The organism is Mycobacterium timonense, from assembly GCF_025821985.1.
Classification (GTDB): domain Bacteria; phylum Actinomycetota; class Actinomycetes; order Mycobacteriales; family Mycobacteriaceae; genus Mycobacterium; species Mycobacterium avium.
This window is the reverse complement of record NZ_JACKSY010000013.1, coordinates 1-25,818: the sequence shown is the minus strand read 5'-3', so window position 1 is coordinate 25,818 and position 25,818 is coordinate 1. Positions and strand designations below refer to the sequence as shown.

Genomic DNA, 25,818 nt, shown 5'->3' with positions numbered 1-25,818 from the left:
TTACCATGACGACCACTGCACCTGCTGTCGGCAGCTTCGCCGACGTGCCACTGCGCAGCGAGCGGCCTGTCGCGCCGGCCACCGAGGTTGCCGTCGAAAAACACGTCGCGGCGATCGCGGCCGCGCACCTGTACACGCCCGACCAACTGCACTGGCACACACCGGAAGACATCGCCGTCAAACCGGTCTACATCGGCGCCGACCGGGCCGCCGTCGAGGCCGACGGGTACCCGCTGCACACCTTCCCCGGCGAGCCGCCGTTCGTGCGCGGCCCCTACCCGACGATGTACGTCAACCAGCCGTGGACCATTCGGCAGTACGCCGGGTTCTCCACCGCCGCGGAGTCCAACGCCTTTTACCGGCGCAACCTGGCGGCGGGGCAGAAGGGTCTGTCGGTGGCCTTCGACCTGGCCACGCACCGCGGCTACGACTCGGATCATCCGCGCGTGCAGGGCGATGTCGGAATGGCCGGTGTGGCAATCGATTCCATTCTCGACATGCGGCAGCTGTTCGACGGCATCGACCTGTCGACGGTGAGCGTGTCGATGACCATGAACGGCGCGGTGCTGCCGATCCTGGCGTTGTACGTGGTGGCCGCCGAGGAGCAGGGGGTGTCGCCGGAGAAGCTGGCCGGCACCATCCAGAACGACATCCTCAAAGAGTTCATGGTGCGCAACACCTACATCTATCCGCCCAAGCCGTCGATGCGGATCATTTCCGACATCTTCGCCTACACCAGCGCGAAGATGCCCAAGTTCAACTCCATCTCGATTTCCGGCTACCACATCCAAGAAGCCGGGGCCACAGCCGATTTGGAGCTGGCTTACACGCTGGCCGACGGGGTGGACTACATCAAGGCCGGCCTGGACGCCGAGCTGGACATCGACAAGTTCGCGCCGCGGCTGTCCTTCTTCTGGGGCATCGGGATGAACTTCTTCATGGAGGTCGCCAAGCTGCGCGCGGGCCGGCTGCTGTGGAGCGAGCTGGTTTCCCAGTTCAACCCGAAGAACCCCAAATCGCTGTCGCTGCGCACACATTCGCAGACCTCGGGCTGGTCGCTGACAGCGCAGGACGCGTTCAACAACGTCGCCCGCACCTGCATCGAGGCGATGGCCGCCACCCAGGGGCACACCCAGTCGCTGCACACCAACGCGCTCGACGAGGCGCTGGCGCTGCCCACCGACTTCTCGGCCCGCATCGCCCGCAACACCCAGCTGGTGTTGCAGCAGGAGTCGGGCACCACCCGGCCCATCGACCCGTGGGGCGGGTCCTACTACGTGGAGTGGCTGACCCACCACCTGGCCCGCAAGGCCCGCGCGCACATCGCCGAGGTGGCCGAGCACGGCGGCATGGCCCAGGCCATCAGCGACGGCATCCCCAAGCTGCGCATCGAGGAGGCGGCCGCGCGCACCCAGGCCCGCATCGACTCGGGCATCCAGCCGGTGATCGGGGTGAACAAGTACCAGGTCGAGGAGGACCAGGAGGTCGAGGTCCTCAAGGTGGAGAACAGCCGGGTGCGCGCCGAGCAGCTGGCCAAGCTCAAGGAACTGCGGGACAGCCGCGACCAGTCGGCCGTCGACGCCGCGCTGGCCGAGCTGTCCCGCGCGGCGGCGGCACAGGGCCGCGCCGGTGAGGACGGGCTGGGTAATAATCTGCTGGCGCTGGCGATCAACGCCGCCCGGGCCAAGGCCACGGTCGGGGAGATCTCCGACGCGCTGGAAAAGGTATACGGGCGCCATCAGGCGGAGATCCGCACCATCGCCGGCGTCTACCGTGACGAAGCCGGAAAGGCCACCAACATCGCCACCGCTACGGAACTGGTCGAGAAGTTCGCCGAGGCCGACGGCCGCCGGCCCCGGATCCTGGTGGCCAAGATGGGCCAGGACGGCCACGACCGCGGCCAGAAGGTGATCGCGACGGCCTTCGCCGACATCGGCTTCGACGTCGACGTCGGCTCGCTGTTCTCCACCCCCGAGGAGGTGGCCCGCCAGGCCGCCGACAACGACGTGCACGTGGTCGGAGTGTCCTCGCTGGCCGCCGGCCACCTGACCCTGGTGCCGGCGCTGCGCGACGCGCTCAAAGAGGTGGGGCGGCCCGACATCATGATCGTGGTCGGCGGGGTCATCCCGCCCGGCGACTTCGACGAGCTGTACGCCGCCGGGGCCGCCGCCATCTTCCCGCCCGGGACGGTAATCGCCGACGCCGCAATCGGTTTGCTGCACAAGCTGGCCGAGCGGCTCGGGTATGACCTCGGCTGATGGCCGCGATTCCTGCCGCTCTCGTAACGCTACGGCGAAGAATGGCACCGATTTTCGCCATGGCGTTACAGGCGGCGGTCCCATGAGCGGGCGGACGGTGACCGAGCTGGCCGAGGCGATCCGCAGCGGTGACCGCGCGGCGCTGCCGCGGGCCATCACGCTGTTGGAGTCCACCCGCGCCGACCATCAGGAGCAGGCCCAGCAGCTGTTGTTGGAGCTGACGCCGGATGCCGGCGACGCGCATCGAGTCGGCATCACCGGCATCCCCGGGGTGGGCAAGTCCACCAGCATCGAGGCGCTCGGCATGCACCTGATCGGGCTCGGCCACAAGGTGGCGGTGCTGGCCGTCGACCCGTCGTCGACCCGCACCGGTGGCTCCATCCTGGGCGACAAGACCCGGATGGCCCGGCTGGCCAATCATCCGGACGCCTACATCCGGCCGTCGCCGACGTCGGGCACGCTGGGCGGCGTGGCCAAGGCCACCCGCGAAACGGTGGTCCTGCTCGAGGCCGCCGGTTTCGACGTGATCCTGATCGAGACCGTCGGCGTCGGCCAGTCCGAGGTGACGGTGGCCAACATGGTCGACACGTTCGTGCTGCTGACCCTGGCCCGCGGCGGCGATCAGCTGCAGGGCATCAAGAAGGGCGTGCTGGAGCTGGCCGACATCGTCGTGGTGAACAAGGCCGACGGCGAGCACCTGGCCGAGGCGCGGTCCGCCGCGCGTGAACTGTCCGGCGCGATCCGGCTGATCCACCCTCGCGAAACCCTTTGGCGCCCACCGGTTCTCACGATGAGCGCGGCGCAGGGCACCGGCCTGCCGGAACTGTGGGAGACCATCGAACGGCACCGTCAGGTGCTCAGCAAGGCCGGCGAGTTCGAGGCGCGGCGCCGGTCGCAGCTGGTGGACTGGACCTGGCAGATGGTGCGCGACACGGTGCTGGACCGGCTGCTGTCCAACCCGGCGGTCCGCACGATGCGCGCCGATGTCGAGCGACGGGTCAAGGCGGGGGAGCTCACCCCGGCGCTGGCGGCCCAGGAAATCCTGGCGGCCGCGTCGCGCTAACGGATAGGTAAATAATCCGGATTTCGCTCCTGCCGGGTGTGTAATCCAAGTAGATTCGGAAGTGTGACGGTGGATGCCCGAGTCGATCGCCGCGCGGTCCGTGTCCACGATGACCTTGACGCAGGTCACCGTGTGTCCGGCGCGGCGGACTCACACTTCGGTTGCGTCGTTCGCAGTTTCGCCAGCATGTTCCCGGCCCGCCGGTTCGGCGGTGGGGCGCTGGCCGTCTATGTCGACGGCCAGCCCGTGGTGGACGTCTGGACGGGGTGGGCCGACCGGGCCGGTCAGCGGCCGTGGTCGGAGAACACCGCGCCGATGGTGTTCTCGGCCACCAAGGGAATGGCCGCCACGGTCATCCACCGGCTGGTCGATCGCGGGCTGATCGACTACGAAGCCCCGGTCGCCGAGTACTGGCCCGCGTTCGCGGCCAACGGCAAGGCCAACATGACGGTGCGCCAGGTGATGCGCCACCAGGCCGGCCTGTCCGGGCTGCGCGGCGCCACCAAGGAGGAGCTGCTCGATCACCTCGTGATGGAGGAGCGGCTGGCCGCGGCGGCGCCCGGACGGCTGCTGGGCAAATCGGCCTACCACGCGCTGACGTTCGGCTGGCTGATGTCGGGCCTGGGCCGGGCCGTCACCGGTAAGGGGATGCGCACGCTGATCCGGGAGGAGCTCGCCGAGCCGCTGGGCACCGACGGGCTGTACCTGGGCCGCCCGCCGGCCGGGGCGCCGACGCGGGTCGCCGAGATCGTCGCGCCGCAGAACCTGGTGGGCAGCTCGATCGTCAACTACGTTTCCCGCAAGGTCGCCAACCAGCTTTCCGGCGGATTCCGGGCCATGTACTTCCCGGGCATGATCGCCGCCGTGCAGGGCGACACCCCGCTGCTGGACGCCGAGATCCCGGCGGCCAACGGGGTGGCGACGGCCCGTGGTCTGGCGCGGATGTACGGCGCCATCGCCAACGGCGGCGAGGTCGACGGCATCCGGTTCCTCTCCCGCGACCTGGTGGCGGGCCTGACGGGTGAGCGGAGCCTGCGGCCGGACCGAAACCTGTACGTGCCGTTGGCTTTTCATCTGGGCTATCACAGTGTGCCGATCGGTGGTGTGATGCCCGGGTTCGGCCACGTCGGGATGGGCGGTTCGCTCGGGTGGGCCGACCCGGCCTCCGGGGTGGCCTTCTCGCTGGTGCACAACCGGCTGCTGACGCCCCTGGTGATGACGGACCATGCGGCGTTCGTCGGGATCTACGCGTTGATCCGCCGGGCGGCCGAGCAGGTGCGCAAGCACGGGTTCCGGCCGGTCACCGAATTCGGCGCGCCGTTTCGCGAGCCGGGAGCCGTCGCCGGCTGAGGCGCCGTCACGGGAATGGCCGGTATTGAACACGGCGCTTAAATCGGCAATCCCTTTCGCAGGAACGCCGCTGCGCAGTAGTTCGCACGCAATGTACTCTGTGTGGGTGTTTGCTCCGACCATTCCCGCGCATTCCCGCGCTGTCGCCGGAGAATACCGGGCCGGTCAAACTCGGTGCGGCCAGCCGAGGGTGCGGGAATCGCGCCGGTGAGCGCCGACCCGAACGTTTCCGATCCCACTACCATCGCTGCGCGGGGGCCTGCCCGGCGACGGGTCCCGGGCCCGACACTCGCCCAGGTTTTCGACACCCGGATCAACGCGCTGAACGTGTGGCGATTGGTGCTGGCCTCCGGCGTCATCCTGCAACACTCCTGGCCGCTGACCGGCCGGAAGGTGCACCCACCGTATGACCAACTGTTCACCCAGGTCTGGGTGGACGGGTTCTTCGCGATCTCGGGATTCCTCATCGCGGCGAGCTGGGTGCGCAATCCGCGGCTGCGCGAGTATGTCGCGGCGCGGGCGCTGCGCATTCTGCCCGGGTTGTGGGTCTGCCTGGTGGTGATCGCGTTCGTCATCGCCCCGATCGGGGTGGCGATCCAAGGAGGCTCGGCCGCGAAGCTGCTGATGTCGCGCGCGCCCATCGAGTACGTGCTCCACAACGCGGTCCTGCACGTCTTTTACGCCGGCATCGACGGAACGCCGCGCCACGTGCCTTTCCCGGGCGTGTGGGACGGCGTGCTGTGGACCCTGATCTTCGAAATCTTCTGCTACATCGCCATTGCCGTCGCCGGGGTGGCCGGACTGCTCAAACGCCGGTGGCCGGCGGTGGTGGTATTCATCCTTCTGGTGGTCTTCTCGGCACTGGTGGCCTACCCGGTCGAGGTGCAGACCGTCTTCCAGATGATCGGGCGGTTCGCCCTGGTGTTCGCGGCGGGAACACTGTTGCATCAGTTCCAGGACAAGATTCCCGCCCGCTGGTCACTGGTGGCGCTCAGCGCGGTGATCGTTTTGGCGGCCGGCCTGCTGATGCCCAATTACCGGGTGCTGGCCGCGATTCCGCTGGCCTACGCCGTCGTGGTCTCCGGAGCGCTGATCCACCACGAGCGGTTGAGGTTGCGCACCGACCTGTCCTACGGCGTCTACATCTACGCGTGGCCCATGCAGCAGCTGCTGGCCATCTGCGGGCTCAGCTTCTTGCCTCCCGTCGTGTTCGCCGTCGTCGCCGTTGTCGTCACCCTTCCGCTGGCCGCACTGAGCTGGTTCCTGGTGGAAAAGCGCGCCCTGTCGCTCAAATCTCGCATCAAGCGCCGAGCGCGCGGGTGGGGCGCCGTGGTCTCCGGTGGCTCACGCATTTCCACACCAGGCTCATAGGAAAGTCATAGCCGCGGCTTTTGCGCAATAGCAAAACCCTCACTGTCACCTTTAGCCAGAGAGCTTGGAAAAGCCCGGATTGACGCTTTCCGATCCGCCCATTGCGCGTTGCCGGAGACCGGTAATTCAACACCGCGCGAGAACTCGCAATGTCATGGATAATGGCGGGAACCCGGGGGCCGTCAGATGCGCAACTGAAAGGGTGTGGGTCCCCGATGAGAGCTGCCCGGACGAGTCAACCCGCCGACGGCCCCGACCTCCCGCGGCACCCCACCCGCCTCCCGGGCGACGTTCGTCCCGTCGCGTTGTTCGTGCTGGGCATGGCGCGGTCGGGGACCTCGGCACTGACCCGCGTGCTGTCGCTGTGCGGCAGCACGCTTCCGGCCGGGATGTGCGGCGCCGACGGCAACAATCCGCGCGGCTATTGGGAACCGCGCACGGCCATCATGCTCAACGAAACGATCCTGCGCCGCCACGACAGCAACTGGTACGACCCGACGCTGCGGCTGCAGCAGGAGGCCGCCTTCGGCGCCGCCGAGCGCGCCGCCTGCATCGCGGAGATCACGGCGTATCTGTCCACGCTGCCGGCGGCGCCGCTGGTGGTGATCAAGGAACCGCGGATCACGGCGCTGTCCGACCTGTGGTTCGAGGCGGCGCGCCGAGTCGGGTTCGACGTGGCGGCAGTGATCGCCGTGCGCCACCCGCAGGAGGTGATCGCGTCGGCGGCCAAATACGTGTCGACCTCGCCGGAGCTCTCGAGTGCACTGTGGCTCAAATACAACCTGCTGGCCGAGCGGCACACCCGCGGGGTGCCGCGGGTGTTCGTGGACTACGCGAACCTGCTCGACGACTGGCACCGGGAGATGAAGCGGATCGCCGGCGCGCTGGAGATCGAGCTGGACACCGCAGAAGAGGGCGCCATCGAGGAGTTCCTCACCGCGGATTTGCGACGCCAGCGACACTGCGGGCCGGTGACGGACCTGTTCGGCGCGGACTGGATGTCGGCGGTCTATGCGGCGCTGCGCGGCGCCGCGCACGACGACCCGCTGGACACGGCCACGCTGGATCGGGTTTTCGAGTCGTACCGGGCGAGTGAGCGCGACTTTCGCACCGCCTTCACGGATTTTCAGGCCCGGACCAACAGCGTCGTTCGCCGGGTGTTCCGGCCGTTCCTGGTGAAGTGGATTCTCGAGGTTGCCGCGGTGCTGCACCGGCGCAGGGGAGCCTGGGCCTAACGCGCCAAGGCCCGGCCGCCGAGATCGTTTGTTACGGTAACGACGCCGCGGTGAGCGCCTTTGCACCATTCCATGCAATGAGACCGACCAAAGGTTAAGTAAGCAAAACGGATTCGTGAAAATGCTGTCCCGCCTCATCCGCTGCGGCTATAGTCTTTAGCGGGCGCAATGATCCGATCATTCTCAGCCAGGGGGGCAGAGTTGCCGGTCACAAGTCAAGCCTGACTCGGTCCGAGAGGCACGAACGAAATCGTCGCCTCTTTTGCCAAAGCTGTTGATACGGCTGAGTTTTAGTTCCCTGACGTCGTAGTCTGCGCGACGGTGTCGATTCCGGCTGGATTGCCGAGTGCCGGCTGGCCCGCGGCCTGGCCGAATCGGAAAACCGTGGATGGCAACCGAACTCCGAAAGTCGCTCAGACGCAGGACAAGTGAAAGGTTTGGAGTTGCGATGAGATTGGCCCGGACGATCAAGCCCGCCGAAACCGCCGCCAATTCCTCCGGTCCGCTCGCTGATCTCGCCGGCCCTCCGAACCGCCCGGTTGCCCTGTTCGTGTTGGGGCCGCAACGGTCCGGAACGTCGGCGCTCACCCGGGTGCTGTCGCTGTGCGGCGGGACCCTGCCCACCGCGCTGCTGGGCGCCGACGCCAACAACCCGCTCGGCTATTGGGAGCCGCGAGCGGCCATCTCGCTCAACGAGGCGATCCTGCGTCGCCTCGGGACCAACTGGTACGACCCGTCGTTTCGTTTTCTGGATGAGCAGGCAGCCGACGAGTCGGCGAACACGGCCTGTATCAACAAAATCGCGGCCTATCTGTCCACGCTGCCGGCCGCGCCGCTGGTGGTGATCAAGGAACCGCGCATCACCACGCTGTCCGACCTGTGGTTCCAGGCGGCGCGGCGGGCCGGGTTCGATGTCGCGGCGGTGATCGCGGTTCGTCATCCGCAGGAAGTCATCTGCTCGATCGCGAAGTCCTGGCGAGTCTCGCCGGCACTCGCCAGCGCCCTGTGGCTGAAGTGCAACATCCTGGCCGAACGAAACACGCGGGGCATGCCGCGCGTGTTCGTCGACTACGCAAACCTTCTCGACGACTGGCGCCGGGAGACGAAGCGGATCTCCGCCGAGCTGCCGGTCGAGCTGCACACCCAGGACGAGGACGCCATCGAGAAGTTCCTCACCCCCGGCCTGCATCGGCAGCGGCACAGCGGGTCGGTGACAAATCGTTTCGGCGCCGACTGGATTTCCACGGTCTATGCGGCGCTGCGCGACGCCGCGCACGACGAGCCCGTCGACACCGCAACGCTGGACCGCGTTTTCGATTCCTACCGGGCCAGCGAGCGTGATTTCCGCAAGGCGCACGAGGACTTTCACGGCTTATCCAACAGCATGCTCTTCCGGGTTTTCCGGCCGGCCGTCGCACGGCCGGTGATGGAAATCTTCGCGATGCTCCACCGGAACCGCGGCACCTGGGCCTAGGCGGCGGTTGGCGGAATCGTCTGATGCGGGGAAAGGTCCCCGATATGATCGACCGGACCGCGATACCAGACGCCGGTCGCTGAATTTTCTCGCTACGCCCGAAAGGCAGGCCTCGATTCGTGTCAGCGTCCGTGCTCATCACCGGCGGGGCAGGGTTCATCGGGTCGGCGCTGTCACGTCGTCTCGTCGAGGCCGGATACGACGTCGCCCTGATGGACGTGCTGCATCCGCAGGTGCACGGCGGCGACCGGCCCGTCGAGTTGGCGCCCTCGGTGCGGTTGTTCACCGGGGACGTCACCCACGCGCCCGACTTCGACGCGGTGCTGCGGTTGTTCCGGCCCACCCAGATCGTCCACCTGGCGGCCGAGACGGGCACCGCGCAGTCGCTGTCCGAGGCCACCCGGCACGGCTCGGTGAACGTCGTGGGAACCACTCAGCTGCTGGACGCGCTGAGCCGCTCAGGCCTGGTTCCCGAGCAGCTGGTGCTGGCGTCCTCCCGCGCGGTCTACGGCGAGGGCGCGTGGCAGTCGGGCGCGGAGGTCTTCTATCCGCAACCCCGCAGCCATGCCCAGCTGGTCGCTGGCCGCTGGGACCCGCAAGGACCCGCGGGTGAGCAGGCGGTGCCGCTGCCGAGCCGAGCCGACCGCACCGAGCCCCGGCCCACCAACGTCTACGCGGCGACCAAGCTCGCCCAGGAGCACCTGCTGGCCGCCTGGACCGCCGCGCACGACACCAACCTCAGCGTGCTGCGCCTGCAGAACGTCTACGGCCCCGGCCAGTCGCTGACCAATTCCTACACCGGCATCGTCGCGTTGTTCGCCCGGCTGGCCCGGCAGGGGCAGGCGCTGGAGGTCTACGAAGACGGCCGGATCGTCCGCGATTTCGTCTACATCGACGACGTCGTCGACGCGCTGTTCGCGGCGGTGCAGCGACCGGCCAGCCCGCAGCGCCGGCTGGACGTCGGGTCCGGCCGGGCCACCACCATCCAGGAGCTGGCCAACACGATCGCCGCCATGTGCGAGGCGCCCGAACCAGTGGTCGTCGGAAAATTCCGGGACGGCGACGTCCGCGCGGCGAGTTGCGACATCGAGCCGGCAACCAGCCAGCTCGGCTGGCACCCCAAGTGGACACTCGAGGACGGTCTGCGCGCCCTGCTCGAATGGATCGGCAACCGGCCGTAAGCCGCCGGCGGCTCGGCCGGAAATCCGGCGACTGAGCACAAATCGGGCGATTCCCCGAAATTTTCGCAACCTTCAAATACCGGCAAAAAGACGCATTCGCCCACCGGTAACGCCGCGCGTAAAGCCTCGTGAACAGCGCGGATCCGTCCGAGCCCGTTGTCTTTGAGAACTCGGGCCTATTGATATGGCCCGCAACCGAGTAATTTACTGAATCGTTCGGCGAGGTTTCATACACGGGCTACGACGCGGCAAGAGGTGAAGCGGTGGGCATTGTCGACCGACGGACAATGGTTCCAACGAAGCTTCACCGGGCGCCGGATCGCACCCGCATTCACTGGCTATGGAAAGCGGTGCTGCTCGGCGGCGCGCTCCTGCTGGCCGCCGCCTGTTACTTCTGGCCGGTCCTGGCCGTCGGGATCGGCGCAATCCTGTTGCTGCTGCTCTGCGCGCGCATTCCCGGCAGGGATCGGGACCGCTACATTCCCAATTTGTATGCCCGGGACACCAGAATCTATGACGACCAATATCGCGAATTCATCCGTCGGACCCTCGCGGAATTACGGCGCCGCAGAATTGGCGGCCACACCCTGTTATGGGAAGCATCGCAATTGCCGCAGCCCGGCGCGGAGAATTCCGAGGAGCTTCTGTTAGATCTGGGCGTCTGGATCGGCTGGTCGACCAGGCTGATATTCGATACGTGCCATCGCACGGTGTACGGGTTCGACACCTTTTCCGGACTGGTCGAAGATTGGCGACTCGAGGACCGGATCGTCAAGCGTGGGGCCTTTTCCCTCTCGGAACCGTTCGCGCAGCGCTTCATCCGGGATACCGGCGTGACGATCAACGACGACGGCGTCCCGGCCGCGCTCGGGCGCGACGTGAGATTCATCAAGGGCAGCACCTATGACACGTTGGCGCCGTTCCTGGCGGACCGGCCGGCGGCCCCCATCAGGCTCTTCCACATGGACCTGGACACCTACGAAAGCTGCCTGCACGCGCTGGAGACCTGCAAGGATCACTTCGTCGTCGGATCCATCCTCGTGTTCGACGAATATCTCGTCACCAACGGTGAAATGCGGGCCTTCTACGACTTCCAGAAGCGTTACGAATTGGAATGGCAATACCGGGCCTGGGGCCTCGAGATGATCGAAATGAACGTCGAGATGGTCACCTCACGATGGAAGCGCTGGCTGTATTCCATTGCCGCGATCCCCGGGTATTTGCTCCTCGGGGACGGCCGCTTCCTTTGGGCGTGCTTCCGTGAGCCGTTCTGGAGATTCTGGTTGAACGCCCCCGCCGAGGACATCTTCTTCATACTCGGCGCGGCCGGGTCACGAAAATCGGTGAGCATCGAGATCACCGGCTTGGGCAAACTCGCCGTGCCGCACTAATGGTGCATGCGCGCGTGGCAGGTGTCCGCCCGGCGCCCGGACGGCGAACGGTCGGGGACAGCGGCCCAGGTTACGCGGATTTCCAGCATATGATGGTTGCTACTGCCCGGTAGGGCACGGATGGGGGCAGCCCCGGTGGCTGCGGGGGCAGGTCAAGGAGGCCGGTCAGGCGAGCTTGTAGCGCGAATGCGGAAAACGCATCGACGGCTTCGGCGATCCCGAGGCCATCACCGACACTTCATCTGAACCAGGGGGCAGCCTTGACCGTGACTGATCGTGACATGCGATCTCCATTCCTCGATACCCGTTCCGCCTACCTCGACCTGCTGCGGCGCAACCTCACCCGGTATGGCAGCGACGAGTTGGTGCCGGTGGGCTGGAACTATCTGGGCCGTCCGCTTTTCAGCACCCGCAAACTGATGCTGGTGCGCAAGCGCCCGTTCAATGCGCACGCCCGCGACCTCGGCCTGGATTGGCCGGCCGACGCCTTGACGATGATCGGCATGCAGCGGCTGACCAGTTTGCAGCACTGCGTCGAAACCATCCTCAAAGACGACATTCCCGGCGATCTGGTCGAGTGCGGAGTGTGGCGCGGTGGGGCGTCGATTCTGATGCGTGCCGTGCTGTCGGCCTACGGCGACGAGAAGCGCTGCGTGTGGCTGTGCGATTCGTTCGAGGGCGTGCCGCCGCCGGACACCGCGCATTACCAGGCGGACAAGGGCATCAAGCTGCATCGCGCCGCCGGGATACTGGCCGTACCCGAGGCGCAGGTCCGGGCGAATTTCGAGCGCTACGGTCTGCTCGACGACCGGGTCCGCTTCGTTCCCGGGTGGTTCAAGGACACCCTGCAGGATGCGCCGATCGAACGGATCGCCGTGCTGCGCCTCGACGGCGACCTGTATGAATCGACGATCCAGGCCCTGGACGCGCTCTACCCGCGGCTCTCGGCGGGCGGCATCTGCATCATCGACGACTACCACGCCATCGACGCCTGCCGGCAGGCGGTGACCGACTACCGTTCCGAACACGGCGTGACCGCGCCGATCGAGGAGATCGACGGCACCGGCGTGCTGTGGCGCAAGTCCTGAGGGCAACCTTTATCGGGGCCGCGTCGGCGCAGAACCGTAAACCGGTGCTGTGCGGATTCGTCGATACCTAGAGTGGTCGGTGCATCACCGTCGAGGACGCAACCGAAGGGCTTGGATTCGCGATGAAATGTGTGCTGGCCAGCTACGGGACGCGCGGGGACATCGAGCCATCCGTGGTGGTCGCCCGCGAACTGCAGCGCCGGGGCCACGACATGATCATGGCCGTGCCGCCCGACTCGGTGAGCTTCACCGAGGCGGCCGGGTTGACGGCCGTCCCCTACGGGCTGGACTCGCAGGCCTGGCTCGACGTGTACCGCAACTTCTGGACGTCGTTCTTCCGGGGGTTCTGGAAGATGGGGGAGATGCGCGGCATGTGGCGCGAGATGTGGGATCTCAGCGACCAGTGCTGGGCGCAGATGAACACCACGCTGCTGTCGCTGGCCGACGGAGCCGACCTGCTGTTCGCCGGGCAGAGCTACCAGGAGCCCGCCGCCAACGTCGCCGAGTATTACGACCTTCCGCTGGCCACCCTGCACCACGTGCCGATGCGGCCCAACGGCCAGGTTGTTTCGGTGCTGCCGGCGCCGCTGGCCCGCTCGGCGATGACGGCGTTCGACTGGTTCTGCTGGCGGCTGAACAAGAAGGTCGAGGACGCCCAGCGCCGCGAGCTGGGCCTGCCCAAGGCGACCGGACCGTCGCCGCGGCGGATCGCCGAGCGCGGCTCGCTGGAAATCCAGGCCTACGACGAGGTCTGCTTCCCCGGCCTGGCCGAGGAATGGGCGAAATGGGATGGCCAACGGCCCTTCGTCGGCACGCTGACGATGGAGTTGACCACCGAGGCCGACGACGAGGTGATGTCCTGGATCGGCGGCGGAACGCCGCCGATCTGCTTCGGCTTCGGCAGCATGCCCGTCGAGTCGCCGGCCGGCACGGTCGACATGATCGGCACGGCCTGCGCCCAGCTGGGCGAGCGCGCGCTGCTGTGCGCCGGCCGCAGTGACTTCAGCGGCGTCCCGGTGCCCGATCACGTCAAGGTGGTGGGCCCGGTGAACTACGCCACCATTTTCCCGGCCTGCCGCGCGGTCGTGCACCACGGCGGCTCGGGCACCACGGCCGCGAGCCTGCGCGCCGGCGTGCCCACCTTGATCCTGTCCATGGACGCCAACCAGACCATCTGGGGCGCGCAACTCAAACGGCTGAAAGTCGGTGCCACGCGGCGTTTTTCGGCAACCGACCGCGATTCGCTGGTGCAGGATCTGCGCAAGATCCTGGCACCGGATTACGCTCGGCGCGCCCGCGAGATCGCCGCCCGAATGACCAGGCCCGCCGACAGCGTCATGAAGGCCGCGGATGTCGTGGAGGACTTCGTTAACTCCCGCAGCCGCACCGGTCGCAGCTAACCGGCGCACGGCCGCTGCGCTGGGCAAACGGCCGCGATTGCTACCCCGCAGGTGCCCGCACATCCGCCGGTTGACTTCCCGTTTTCCAAGACACCCGATCGATCGTCTGGCACACTGACGTAGGATCAGGCGACGACGCTTGGGTACAGCCACACCGCCCAAGGGTCGTCTTGTTTCTACGGTCGGGGGGAAGGCCGATGAGGTTGGCTCTGTCGCACTCGGCTCCGATGCGCCGTGATCTTCCCGCTGGGTGGGGTGTTGCCAAATCCGTTGCGAAACAACTACAACCAATGACTTCGACCGGGCCCCGGGGCCGACGGCGGGCCGCAGATCACCGAGAGGAAACGCCGCCGCCAAAGTTGCCCATGCTGTCGGAGATTGATTAAGGTAATAATCGCGATGAAATTTGCTGTGGCAAGTTATGGGACGCGTGGCGATATCGAGCCTTGCCTCGCCATCGGTCGTGAACTGATGCGCAGGGGGCATTCGGTACGCATGGCCGTCCCGCCCAATCTGGTCGATTTAGCCGAAGCCGCCGGACTGTCCGCGATCGCGTATGGGCCGGATATGCACGACTTTTGGAGCGACGAGTTCATCCGGGACTTCTTCAAAAACTTCCTGCGCGGCCCGGTCACATTGATCCGCGAAGCCTGGGAACCGGTATTGAAGAACTGGCAGGAAATGAGCTCGGCGTTGATGTCGGTGGGCGCCGGAGCTGATTTGCTGTTCACCGGCCAGCTTTACCAGGACCTGGCCATCAATGTCGCCGACTATTACGGCATTCCGATGGCCACGCTGCACTACATTCCGATGCGCCCCAACGGCCAGCTGCTGCCGCGGGTGCCGGGACCGCTGGTCCGCACCGGGATGGCGGTCTACGACTGGATGTGCTGGCGGATGAACAAGAAGGCCGAGGACAGGCAGCGCCGCGAACTCGGCCTACCGACCGCCACGGTGGCCTCACCGCGCCGGATCGCCGAGCGCGGGTCGCTGGAAATCCAGGCCTACGACGAGGTTTGCTTTCCCGGGTTGGCCGAGGAGTGGGCGAAATGGGGCGGGCAGCGGCCGTTCGTGGGCTCGCTGACCATGGAGCTGCCCACCGACTTCGATGACGAGGTGTTGTCCTGGATCGGCCAGGGAACGCCGCCGATCTGCTTCGGTTTCGGCAGCATGCCGGTGGCCGAATCCCCGGCCGACACGGTCGAGATGATCGGCGCGGCATGTGCGGAACTGGGGGAGCGGGCGTTGATCTGCTCGGGCTGGAGTGACTTCAGCAATGTCCCGCACCCCGACCACGTCAAGGTGGTCGGCGTGGTCAACTACACCAAGATCTTCCCGGCCTGCCGCGCGGTCGTGCACCACGGCGGCTCGGGCACCACCGCCGCCGGCCTGCGGGCGGGAATTCCCAGCCTGATCCTGTGGACCGCCGGTGATCAGCCGCTGTGGGGGTCGCACATCAAGCGGCTGAAGGTGGGCACCTCGCGTCGGTTCTCGGCCACCACGCCCGAAACGTTGGTGGCCGACCTGCGGAAGATCCTGGCGCCCGAATACCTCACCCGCGCGCGCGAACTGTCCTCGCGGATGAGCAAGCCCGCCGAGAGCGCGGGCCGGGCGGTCGACCTGTTGGAGGAATTCGCTCGCTCGGGCCGCTGCATTCCGCGGGCCGAAGCGCAGCGAAGTCGCTGAGAACCGTTGACCGATACCGTGCGAAACGCATTGACGGCGTCGAAGGGCGTCTAGGCTCTCTACCGGTAATACAGGCTTGCGGAGTTAGGGGCAGTTTTGGCCGTGACCGATCACGACACGCGGTTTGCATACCTCGACCTGCTCCGGCGTGATCTGACCAGGTATGGCAGCGACGAGTTGGTGCCGGTCGGGTTGTACCGGCTGGGGCGCCCGCTGTTCAGCACCCGCAACTTGATGTTGGTGCGCAAGCGCCCGTTCAACAAGCAGGCCCGAGACCTGGGCCTGGACTGGCCGGCGGACGCGCTGACCATGATCGGCATGAAGCGGCTGACCAGCTTGCAGCACTGTGTGGAAACGGTTCTGGAAGAAGACGTTCCGGGCGATCTGGTCGAGTGCGGCGTGTGGCGTGGCGGGGCGTCGATCTTGATGCGTGCCGTGCTGGCGGCTTACGGCGACGAGAAGCGCTGCGTGTGGCTGTGCGATTCCTTCGCCGGAGTGCCGCCGCCGGACACCGTCAACTACAAGGCGGACAAGGGGATTAGGCTGCACCGCCACGCGCGCATCCTGGGTGTGCCACTGGAGAACGTCAAGGCGAATTTCGAGCGCTACGGGCTGCTCGACGACCAGGTGCGTTTCGTGCCCGGCTGGTTCAAGGACACGCTGAAAGACGCCCCGATCGATCGCATCTCGGTGTTGCGGCTCGACGGCGATCTGTACGAATCCACCATCCAGGCGCTCGACGCGCTGTACCCGCGACTGTCCCCCGGCGGCTTCTGCATCGTCGACGACTACCACGCCATCAAGGCGTGCGCGCAGGCCGTGACGGACTACCGCACCCAGCACGGTGTCACCGCGGAGATCGTAGAGATCGACGGCACCGGCGTGCTGTGGCGCAAGCCCTGAGAGATCGCTGAAACCCTCGGTGTACGAAACGATTTGCCCTCCGGTCGGGGACGGGCGCAAGAGCGTCACGTCGAACCCTTCGCGTATTTTGCGGACCGGATGCACGCCGATGTTATGGTTGCCGCCGTGGCTACAGGGCTGACCCCCGGCACGCGCCTGCGGATGTGGTGGGTGCGCACCGAATACTGGCTGGCGCGCACGCTGCTGCCGGACGTCTACGCCAACGATGCGCTGATCACGTTCAACAACTTTCATGCATTCCTGGACGATCCCGAATTCCAGCGCGCCTACCGGCGCGGCGCCCGCTCGCTGGGCAAGGAGGACTGGTACCAGTGGCCGTGGCGGGTGCACGTGGGGCTATGGGCGGCGGCCAGCGCCAGCCTGCTCGACGGCGACTTCGTCGAGTGCGGCGTCAGTTACGGCTTCTTGAGCAGCGCCATCATGGAGTACCTGGACTGGGACCGGCTGGGCAAGACGTTCTACCTGCTGGACACCTTCGCCGGCATCGACCCGCGGTTCGTCACCGACAACGAACGCGCGGCCGGGGCGCTGGAGATCAGCAAGGGGCATCTGCGCAACGGCATGTATGCCAACGGAGTCGACGGTGTCCGCGCCAATTTCGCGGAATGGAAAAACCACCGCATCATCGTGGGCGCGGTCCCCGAGACCCTCGATCAGGTCGATGCGCCCTCGGTGGCCTACCTGCACATCGACATGAACTGCGCTCCGCCCGAAGTCGCCGCGCTGCGCTTCTTCTGGCCGCGCCTCACTCCCGGCGCCTTCGTGCTGCTCGACGACTATGCGAACCGGGGACGCGACGAACAGCGCCGCGCCATGGACGAGGTCGCCGCCGAATTCGGTGTGAAGATCTGCACATTGCCCACCGGGCAGGGCCTGCTCATCAAGCCGGCCCGCTGAACGACGCGCCGGATACACCAAACAGGCCGTCTCTCAAGGGTTTCACGGTCATGCGCACGGGTAGGCGTGCGCTATGGCTTTGGCAATGATCACCGGCGCGTCGAGCGGAATCGGACTCGAACTCGCGGAACTGTTCGCCCAGCGCGGTTATGACCTGGTGGTGGCCGCCGAAAACGACGGCATCTACCCGGCGTCGGACAGCTTGTCCCGCTGGGGTGTCGACGTGCGGCCGGTACAGGTCGATCTGCGCACTCCCGAGGGCGTCGAGAAGCTCTATCGCGAGGCCACCGAGGGTGATCGCGGGTTGGACGCGGCCGCGCTGAACGCGGGCGTGGGCGGCGGGGGCAGTTTCGTCGAGGGCGAGCTGGCGCACGATCTGTCCATCATCGACCTGAACGTGCGCTCGACCGTGCACCTGGCCAAGCTGGTGCTGCGCAACATGACCCGGCGCAACACCGGCAAGGTCCTGTTCACGTCGTCGCTGGCGTCGATGGCGCCCGGGCCGTTCGAGGCGGTGTATCACGCCTCCAAGTCGTTCGTTCAGTCGTTCGCCGGGGCGCTGCGGGACGAATTGCGCGATACCGGAATCACCGTCACCTCGCTGATGCCGGGCACCATCGAGACCAACTTCTTCAGCCGCGCGGGCATGGATCAGACCCGGGCGGGCCAGAAGCCGAAGGACGACCCGGCCGAGGTGGCCAGGCAGGGGTTCGAGGCGATGATGCGGGGCCACCGCAAGGTCGTCGGGGGCTCACTGACCACCAAGACGGTCGGGGTGGCGCTGCGGTTCCTCCCCGACTCGTGGAAAGCGGCTGCCAGCCGGGTGAATTCCACACCGGCGGGCCGGCGGTAATCGCGCTCAGCCCAAGGTTTTCCGGCGGGCGGCTTCTTCTAGGAGATCGGAGGTGGTCTCGATGCTTTCGGCGGGCTTGGTCATCCGGGCGGCCAAGTCGCGCGCCCTGGTCGCATAGTCGGGCGCCAGGATGGTGCGCAGGTCGGCCACCAGGGTCTCGGACGTGGTGGCCGAAAAACGCCGGGCCGTACCCACTTTCAGGCGTTTGATCTGCGCTGCCCAATAGGGTTGATCGGCCGAGCTCCACAGGGCCAGGGTCGGGATGCCCGCTCGCAGGCTCGCCGCGGTGGTGCCCGAGCCGCCGTGGTGAACGACGGCCCGGCAGGCTGGGAAGACCGACGCGTAGTTCACCGGCCCGACCACCTTGACGTGGTCGAAACGCGGTACTCCGCGCACGTCGGTGCCCCCGAAGCAGATCAGCGCCCGCTCTCCCAGCCGCGCACAGGCGGCGCCGATCATTTCGACTGTGGCAGTGGGAGATTCGAGCGGAATGCTTCCTGAGCCGAAGCAAATCGGCGGGGTTCCCGCGGCGATCCACGACGCGACGTCGTCGTCGGATTCCGTGGGCAGCTCCATCGTCAGCGCGCCGACGAACGGGCGCCGGTCGCCCCAGTGCGCCCATTCGGCGGCCAGGCCGGGGAAACACACCTCGTCATAGGCCTGGATTTCCAGCCAGCCGCGCTCGGCGATCCGTCGCTGCGAACGTCGCGTCGCCTTGGGCAGCCCGAGTTGGCGGCGCTGCGCGTTGTCGACCTTCTTTGTCGAACGCCAGAACAGCCACTCGATGGCCGTCATCGTCGAGCGCACCAACGGTGACGGCATGTTGGGGACCAGCTGCCCGTTGGCGCGCATCGGGAAGTGGTGCAGCGATGCCAACGGAATGTCGTAGTACTCAGCCACATTGGCGGCGGCCTGTTCAAAGTTCAGGCCGGTGCTCAGCAGGTCCGCCCCCTCGGCCACCGATTTGAGCGTGGCACTCGCCTCGGCCCAGTACTTGATGATCGGATCCCACACCTTGAGGACCAGCCTGATCGGGTTGCGGAAGAAGTCTCGCCACATGTTGCGCAGGAATTCCTCGTCGAGGAACTCCTGCACCTTGGGGCCGTAGGGCACCGCCGCCAGCCCGGTCGACTCGACGAAGCCGACCAGCTCGGGGGGGACGGCCAGGCGAACGTCGTGGCCCCGGCGCAGCAGCTCACGGCCGACTGCGGCGGAAGGCTCGATATCGCCGCGAGTTCCGTAACTGGCCAGGGCAAATCTCACGACACATCCTGCCTTCCGGGTGGTTCTGCCTGTCGGCGACGCCGGGGCCATTATCGCCGGTTCGCCGCGCCGGCCGTCAGCGGATCGCCATTGTGCTGGTCAGGCTCGCGCGCCGACGCGCGCCGGGCACAGCTAGGGCGCCAATTCGATGAGGCCGAGCCGTTTGGACACCTCGACGGCCCCCACCACGTGCGGCTCGGCGCAGATGTCCTGCCATGCCTTGCCCATCCCGGGGTTGAAGTCGATGTCATCGAACAGCACCCACCCACCCGGCGCCATTCGGGGCTTCAGCAGTTGCCACTGTCGCGCGACGAAGTCGTAGCTGTGGATTCCGTCGACCAACGCCATGTCGATCGGTGCGGGGATGTCGTCAACATGGTCCTCGAAGGCGCCCCGCGTCAGGGTGCAGCGATCGGTGACGGATTTGATGTTCCGTTCGGCGATGTCGGCCCAGGAGGGGTTGATCTCGAACGAATACAGCCAGCCCCGCCGCAGCTCCGACGACAGGTACATCCCGGACACCCCGAACGCCGACCCGAACTCGACGACGATCCCGGGGTCGCGCCAGCGCACCAGGTAGGCGTACAAGTCGCCCTGCCACGAGGCCGCCCGGACCTGTTTGGGTTTCCGGGCCGCGCCGGGCTGACCATACGCTTCGGCCAGGGGCAGGGCGCCGAGCTTGTCGGTTCCCCGTGCCGATGATTCGATCCCCGATTTGCGCGCCGCCGGCGGCAACCGGCGCGGAAGGCCCGCGATGCGCCCGCCGCGTTTGACCCACTTCAGCTCCAATGGCTTTCGCAGCGATATCACGAGGCGAGCCCCAACTCACGGGCCAAATCCGCGTACTCGACCCCCAGCCGCGTTTTCAGCCGCGCGACGGCGGTGCGCTTCCTGGCGCGGATGTTCGACGCGTTTGCGATCGTGTCCAACACCCGGTCGGCGACGGCGCCGCCGCGCACCTGATCGGTGCGAATCAGTGCCGGTTCGTCGTCGATGGCGAGCGCGAAGTCGCGGCATTTTGGTTGGTATTCAAGCGAAACGACGGGTGTATCGGACAGTGATGCCAGAACGCTGGCGTGCAGGCGGGTGACGATGGCGGACGAACAGCGGGCCAGTTCCTGCGTCGCGGCGCCGGGATCGGGCGGAAGCACGATCGGTGCGTGCGGAACGTCTCTCAGCGCGGTCTCGGTCCAGCGTCGGTCTGCCGGATTCATCAGAATGCCGACGAAGCGGTAGCCGTGCGATGCCAGTTGCTTGACGGCGCCGGCGACCTCGTCCGCCAGCCGCTTCGGGTCGTGTCCCCAAAGGTCGTCGCCGAAGCCGAGATTCACACCGATCAGGTCGTCTTCGGCGGTGACGTCGGGCCGGGGGAGTAGCAGCGCCGGATCGCCGGATACCTCGACGTCCAGCCCGATGTCGGCGAGCAGTTCGGCGCTGCGTGGCCCGCGCACCGACACGGTGCGAAATTTGGAAAGTATCGGTGCCCAACGTTTCAGCTCGCCGTTGCCCGACCCGCTGTTGCGGCCCCCGAATACCGGGTCTTCCACGCCGACGCCGATCGCGTAACTTCCGTTGTCTTTGGTGAGCGCCAACCCCCGATTGACCAAGAGCCGCCACTGGCTCCTGCCGACCAGCGTGCCGCCACCCACGAGCTGCCTGCTGCGCCGCAGCGACCGGTTCAAACCCATTGCCGCCGTGGCGGTTGCGTAGATCAGCTGGTGTGGGAGGCGCGGCAGATCGAGAAAGGTGGCGCCACGCAATTGGCTCCGGACCGCGTCATAGATCGCATCGTCGCCAAGGTTGCCCAGCCCATGCCAGCCCAGGTACGCCACGGTCGGCTCGCCGGTGACACCCATTCTCAGGCGCTCAGTGGCTCGTCGATTCGGCGCTCGGCATCGCTGTTCGGTGCAGTGGCATTGCGAGAAAGCTTGCGCCGCAACCGTTTCACCCGTCCGCCGAGCGTCTTGGTGCAGCGGTTGCGCAGCGCCAGCGCGGCGATCCGCGGGTACTTGGCGGTGGTCTGCGTCAGGACTTGCTGGCCCTCGGGGTCCGGGACCTGCTTGGCGATCGCCCCCAGCACCCAGTCGGCGTTTTTGGCCACGATGGATTCGTGCACGGGGTCGCCGGAGACGACGTCGAGCATGGCGTCCAATGTCGCCGCATGCCCGGGACCCTGCATCCGCCAGAAGGTGGCCGGATCGGTGATCGACTTGTACCACATGCCGCGCGGGTGGCGGCGATAGACCGCCATCGTCTCCGGCAGCATGGCGATGGCGCCTTCGGCGGCATGCCGGACGTGCAGGTACCAGTCCAGGGGCATGACATCGGCCGGGATGTCGTCGTAGCGGGGGAGGCGGCGGTACATCACCGAGTTGGTCTGGATGAAGTTGCGCGAGATCAGCGTCTCGAAGCTGAGGTCACCCGCCCGAAAGGGCGGCGGAAACTTGGGCAGGAAGATCTCTTCGAACTTGCGATACAGGGTGTGGACGAGTTTCTCGTCCTCCGCGCACTCGTGGGTCCAGACCACCTGCACCGGGTGGAAACACACCGTGGTGTCGGGATCTTCGTCCAGCAACGCCACTTGTTTGGTCAGTTTCAACGGGTCGACCCAGTAGTCGTCGCCCTCGCACAGCGCGATGTACTCGCCACGCGCGGCGGACAGGGCACCGGTGAGGTTGGCGTTGAGGCCGACGTTTCTCGACCGCAGGATGGGCCGGAAGAGGTTCGGATGGCGGTCGGCGTAGTCCTGGATGATTCGGGGTGTGGCATCGGTCGAGGCATCGTCGGCGACGATGACCTCCATCGGAAAGTCGACCCGCTGGGCGAGGAAGCCGTCCAACGTGTCGCGGACATAGGCCTGCTGGTTGTGGGTGGTTGACACCACGCTGACCTTGGGTGCGTCCGCTGCCCTGGTTGTGGCGGTCATTGCGAGCCTCTCCTCCGCGCGCCGGTTGCCTCCACGCGGTAGAGAAATATCCTGTCATCGACTTGCGAACACTGCATTTCGAGAGAGATACCGTTCCCCCAGAGCGGTTGCGTACCGGACGACCCGGTGGGCGCGCCCACGGCACGGTTACTGACACTTTCGACAATTATAGCGACCGCGGAACCTGAGTTCCCTGTCGGGGCTGGCGGCAAGCGTGATGCTCCCCGAGCCGGCGGGTGCACGGCAAATGGTGCGGGCCGCATATCAGCGTTGATGTCGTCGCCGGCACCCGGCGACGTCTCACGCGGCAAATTTCTCCAGCAAGTTGGCGGTCGTGGCGATGCTCTCGGCAGGCTTGGTCATACGCGCGGCTATCGCCCGGGCGCGAATGGCGTACTCGGGGCTCAGGATCTGACGCAGGTCGGTGACCAACGAATCCTGCGTGGCGCTCGGGAAGTGCCGCGCCAAGCCAACTTTCAGTCGTTGGACCTGGTTGGCCCAGATCTTTTGGTCGCTCAGACTCCACAGGCTCAGGGTCGGGACTCCGGCGCGCAGACCTGCCGCCGTGGTACCCGAACCTGGCACCAGAGACAGGGCTAGCCATCAAGAATGAAATCGGTTCTGACGGTACGCGCCTAATTTGGCGTCTTGGCGTGAGTCGGTGGTCAGACTCTGACGTACAGCTCCTCAACATATCCGGTGCGCATCCAGTGTGGGCTTCGGGATACGCACACCATTCCATCGAACTTCAGGTCGCGCACTCGGTGCTGGTTCGCCTCGTGGTTGATTGATAGGAACACGGTTGCGTTCGCTGCGACGTAATCCGCGTAGGCTTGCGCGACTTCCTTGTCCATCTCGGTCAAGCTATCGGCGTTAAGCACGATATCCACCGACCCTACGTCGCTCAGATTTCCGGGATTCAACAATCGCACGGCCCGGTCGTCGTTCCCCTCACCGGGCAACCTCACACGCTCCGGACCGAGGGCTTGCCCAAGAAACGCTGCTTGCGCTGCGGATGTCATAGGGATATCGACGATCGTGTAGGAGCACAATCCCATCTTGGAGGCATAGTAAGCGGTGCGTCCCATTCCAGCGCCGATTTCGAGAATACGGTTCCCCCAAATCCGAGACAAGTTGCAGAGCTGCCACGCTTGGTAGACAGCATGAATGGCACGGTATGCCGCGATCCCGCGTCGCGTTTTCAAGCCTAACTCATCGGGAAAAGGATTTGGGAAATCGACTGTAATCCCGATTTGTTGTTCGATGCCGTCAAGAATTTCGTCGGCATCGGTCGGTGGAAACTCGGCTTTCGGCCCGCATTCAGGATGGTAGAGGCGGAAAGTTCCGATGGACTCGGCCAGCCCGATCAGCTGACGCATGAGGTATTCGCGCTGCCTATTCGAAGATAACTGAGCACCTTTAACCCGATCTTTAAAAAGGCTGTCGAAGCCTAGGAAGAAGTTGGTTCTTCCAGGATCAAGTAGTATGTTTCTTAAGGCTTCACCACCGACAAGCAGAGCCTCGTGGACGTCGCGCTTCTGTTGGTTGATACCTACCCACATCGAATCACCGAGGTTTTCCGTAGCCCCAGACGAATACCAACGCGAGATCCGGTCGATAAGGTCATCGGAGATCCTGCTCTCACCGTGGGCTACGGCCAGTTCGTTTCTCCGCAGTCGGCGCTTATGAAGGTATCGGAGGCTGCTGATGTGGGCCTCGGCGATGGCTATTTTGGCGTTGTCCGCCAGCTGCTTAAAGTTTGGTATGGTCATTGCGGTCCCGTCATGATCGCGCGACAGAAGTCGTCGCAAGAAAGGCGACTCGTAGAAGATGAATTTTTGTGTAGTTAACCCTTGGCTCCTAATAGCACTTGTCTAAAATAGTTGGCAACCTACGTTGCCGCGCTGGGCGCAGGGCTATGGCGACCCAATGACCGGTTTCTTTAGCTGCCTAATGGCCCTGCTTACCAGTATTTTGAGTGCCAAGTACCTGAAATATGCTCCTAATAATCCTTTGGTATGGTATGCAAACCGCAGCTTCGCCTCGAGCTCGTCTTTATCATGGCTGGCGAGGACGGTTTCGGGATGGGTAAGTGGCAGACTTAGTTCCTCAGCTTTCAGTGATGAATAGATCTTGTCATACTTAGTATTAGTATGGGTCGCTTCGGCATCTAGGCCAATATTACGCACTAAGTTCCTGGCGGGAGTTATGCATAAGCCCGAATTCGCCCACATGCTATAAAACCATTGGTAATCCCAAGTATCGACATTGCCTTCATAAACGGCATACTGGAAGATCGACTCCCAATAGTAGCGTTCTCGGCGTGTCGAGAAATACTGGTCGAATAGTTTTCTGGCTCTAATTTCAGGCCAGTGGGTCATGTCGACGTCATACATTGACCAGGCCCGCCTCCAAGTAGCCCATCCCCACATCACATGTGGGTACCGGGAGAAGTAGTAGCTATCTGTTGTCGACGCATGTCCGAAGAGATGATTTTGCCCCGAGATCATCATGACTCGTTCGTCGCTCTCGTAGTGATCAAGCAGTTCGGCGCAGTAAGGGAAAAAGGATGTAGAGGCCACGCAGTCGTGCTCAAGTATTATGGCGCGGTCGACGAGCTCGAAGGCCCAGTTTATACCGGACGAAACCCGCCGGCGGATCCCGAGATTCGTCTCGGAGAAGTTCCTATGGACTTCGCAGTCCCAATCCACCTGGTCGATGATCGCTCGTGTGGCCGCGCACTTCTCAGCCTCGCCGGGCTCCTGCGGGCGGGGGCCGTCGGCAATCACAAGGAGCTTCTCTGGCTTGGCTGCTCTGATCATTTCGAAGGCGCGGCTAGCAGTGTCCGTCCTGTTGAAGATGATGAAGATGACTGGTGGCGTCGTTGTCACAGTCCTGTCCTTGCCACGGCTCTGCGGGAATCAACCGATCCAGGGTGGTTTCGCATACGAAGGCTAGTTCATAAAAGACTGTTGACCATATCGACGCCACCACGGGACCGTCAAGGTTTTGGAGTCGGGCGTGTTTGTTGTGCCTCGGGTTTGTCTTGATCAGGAGATCGATATTTCGTCATGGTGCGTAGTGGTGAAGGTTGTCGCAGTGCAGGTCGGGTCCAACGTTGTCACGTCATTGACGTGGATGGCCCCGTAGGCTTCCCAATTTCCTTTGAACACAGCGAATTTGGTGCAGCACGGATTCTGCCATTGTCTTGGTCAAGTCGAGGTGGCGTCGCGGTGCCGCCCGCAAATGGGAAGAGGCTCATGAGGCCGTTGCCTAGCACTTTGACTTGACGGCGCGGGACGGTGAAGCACGTCTTGCTGACGACGTTTCGGCTGGGGAACGTCCCGGGGCGTGGTGTAAATAGTGGCGGCGTGTCGGTGCTGATGTAGAGGGCCATCGCGTGAGTCTCTGTGGTGAAACGACCAAGGATCACTACCGAGAGGAACATCGCGATGGCC

20 protein-coding genes and 2 pseudogenes are annotated in these 25,818 nt (G+C 65.3%); 14 read left to right on the top strand and 8 right to left on the bottom strand.

Annotated elements, in window-relative coordinates:
• The first annotated feature begins 5 nt into the window (after positions 1-5).
• The 14 genes and pseudogenes from scpA (at position 6) to H7I87_RS03370 (ending at position 18,171) form a co-directional block, all read left to right on the top strand.
• Positions 6-2,258 carry a methylmalonyl-CoA mutase gene (gene scpA, locus H7I87_RS03435; protein ID WP_019732385.1) on the top strand — a complete coding sequence of 751 codons (2,253 nt, stop codon included), beginning with the start codon at positions 6-8 and terminating at the stop codon, positions 2,256-2,258.
• Between the two features lie 82 nt (positions 2,259-2,340).
• Positions 2,341-3,332 (top strand): annotated as a pseudogene (meaB, locus tag H7I87_RS03430) (methylmalonyl Co-A mutase-associated GTPase MeaB).
• Positions 3,333-3,384: 52 nt separating this feature from the next.
• The gene (gene lipL / locus H7I87_RS03425) at positions 3,385-4,671 is read left to right on the top strand and encodes an esterase/beta-lactamase LipL (protein WP_009977515.1); all 1,287 of its coding nucleotides are present in this window, start codon (positions 3,385-3,387) and stop codon (positions 4,669-4,671) included.
• Between the two features lie 174 nt (positions 4,672-4,845).
• On the top strand, positions 4,846-6,042 hold the full coding sequence (locus H7I87_RS03420) for an acyltransferase family protein (RefSeq protein ID WP_042906466.1): 1,197 nt from the start codon (positions 4,846-4,848) through the stop codon (positions 6,040-6,042).
• A 320-nt stretch (positions 6,043-6,362) separates the two neighbouring features.
• A complete protein-coding gene (locus H7I87_RS03415) occupies positions 6,363-7,277 on the top strand; it encodes a sulfotransferase family protein (protein ID WP_031347731.1) in 915 nt (304 codons plus the stop codon).
• Positions 7,278-7,725: 448 nt separating this feature from the next.
• Complete coding sequence (locus tag H7I87_RS03410) at positions 7,726-8,751, top strand: sulfotransferase family protein (RefSeq protein WP_011725373.1); 1,026 nt, start codon at positions 7,726-7,728, stop codon at positions 8,749-8,751.
• A 131-nt stretch (positions 8,752-8,882) separates the two neighbouring features.
• Positions 8,883-9,932 carry an NAD-dependent epimerase/dehydratase family protein gene (locus H7I87_RS03405; protein WP_009977510.1) on the top strand — a complete coding sequence of 350 codons (1,050 nt, stop codon included), beginning with the start codon at positions 8,883-8,885 and terminating at the stop codon, positions 9,930-9,932.
• A 263-nt stretch (positions 9,933-10,195) separates the two neighbouring features.
• Positions 10,196-11,323 (top strand): class I SAM-dependent methyltransferase, encoded by a 1,128-nt coding sequence (locus H7I87_RS03400; RefSeq protein ID WP_011725372.1) that lies wholly within the window; start codon positions 10,196-10,198, stop codon positions 11,321-11,323.
• Positions 11,324-11,604: 281 nt separating this feature from the next.
• A complete protein-coding gene (locus tag H7I87_RS03395; RefSeq protein ID WP_009977507.1) occupies positions 11,605-12,411 on the top strand; it encodes a TylF/MycF/NovP-related O-methyltransferase in 807 nt (268 codons plus the stop codon).
• Between the two features lie 122 nt (positions 12,412-12,533).
• Positions 12,534-13,811, top strand: coding sequence for a glycosyltransferase (locus H7I87_RS03390; RefSeq protein ID WP_023863972.1), 1,278 nt, complete (start codon positions 12,534-12,536; stop codon positions 13,809-13,811).
• A gap of 399 nt (positions 13,812-14,210) precedes the next feature.
• Positions 14,211-15,497, top strand: a complete 1,287-nt coding sequence (locus tag H7I87_RS03385; RefSeq protein ID WP_080516362.1) for a glycosyltransferase — start codon at positions 14,211-14,213, stop codon at positions 15,495-15,497.
• Between the two features lie 96 nt (positions 15,498-15,593).
• Positions 15,594-16,400: a TylF/MycF/NovP-related O-methyltransferase gene (locus H7I87_RS03380; RefSeq protein ID WP_023862302.1), complete on the top strand. Its 807-nt coding sequence runs from the start codon at positions 15,594-15,596 to the stop codon at positions 16,398-16,400.
• A 114-nt stretch (positions 16,401-16,514) separates the two neighbouring features.
• Entirely contained in the window at positions 16,515-17,318 is an 804-nt protein-coding gene (locus H7I87_RS03375; protein ID WP_023862303.1) for a class I SAM-dependent methyltransferase, read from the top strand.
• A 73-nt stretch (positions 17,319-17,391) separates the two neighbouring features.
• A complete protein-coding gene (locus tag H7I87_RS03370; protein ID WP_023864511.1) occupies positions 17,392-18,171 on the top strand; it encodes an SDR family NAD(P)-dependent oxidoreductase in 780 nt (259 codons plus the stop codon).
• Between the two features lie 6 nt (positions 18,172-18,177).
• On the opposite strand, the gene H7I87_RS03365 is transcribed toward H7I87_RS03370, so the two are convergent.
• From H7I87_RS03365 to H7I87_RS03330, 8 genes and pseudogenes are all read right to left on the bottom strand, one after another.
• Positions 18,178-19,434 carry a glycosyltransferase gene (locus H7I87_RS03365; RefSeq protein WP_023864512.1) on the bottom strand — a complete coding sequence of 419 codons (1,257 nt, stop codon included), beginning with the start codon at positions 19,432-19,434 and terminating at the stop codon, positions 18,178-18,180.
• 132 nt (positions 19,435-19,566) lie between these two features.
• Positions 19,567-20,244, bottom strand: coding sequence for a class I SAM-dependent methyltransferase (locus H7I87_RS03360; RefSeq protein WP_099459086.1), 678 nt, complete (start codon positions 20,242-20,244; stop codon positions 19,567-19,569).
• Positions 20,241-21,290: a polysaccharide pyruvyl transferase family protein gene (locus H7I87_RS03355; RefSeq protein ID WP_023864513.1), complete on the bottom strand. Its 1,050-nt coding sequence runs from the start codon at positions 21,288-21,290 to the stop codon at positions 20,241-20,243. The genes H7I87_RS03360 and H7I87_RS03355 overlap by 4 nt, the downstream gene beginning before the upstream one ends.
• Positions 21,291-21,292: 2 nt before the next feature.
• Positions 21,293-22,360 (bottom strand): glycosyltransferase, encoded by a 1,068-nt coding sequence (locus H7I87_RS03350; protein ID WP_023864514.1) that lies wholly within the window; start codon positions 22,358-22,360, stop codon positions 21,293-21,295.
• Between the two features lie 300 nt (positions 22,361-22,660).
• A pseudogene (locus tag H7I87_RS03345) lies at positions 22,661-22,939 on the bottom strand (glycosyltransferase); the annotation flags it as partial.
• An 86-nt stretch (positions 22,940-23,025) separates the two neighbouring features.
• Positions 23,026-24,132, bottom strand: a complete 1,107-nt coding sequence (locus H7I87_RS03340) for a putative sugar O-methyltransferase (RefSeq protein WP_081245391.1) — start codon at positions 24,130-24,132, stop codon at positions 23,026-23,028.
• A gap of 144 nt (positions 24,133-24,276) precedes the next feature.
• Positions 24,277-25,251 carry a methyltransferase type 11 gene (locus H7I87_RS03335; RefSeq protein WP_224111158.1) on the bottom strand — a complete coding sequence of 325 codons (975 nt, stop codon included), beginning with the start codon at positions 25,249-25,251 and terminating at the stop codon, positions 24,277-24,279.
• 230 nt (positions 25,252-25,481) lie between these two features.
• Positions 25,482-25,818 (bottom strand): hypothetical protein (locus H7I87_RS03330; protein WP_264002562.1); only part of this gene is annotated, 337 nt, incomplete at its 5' end.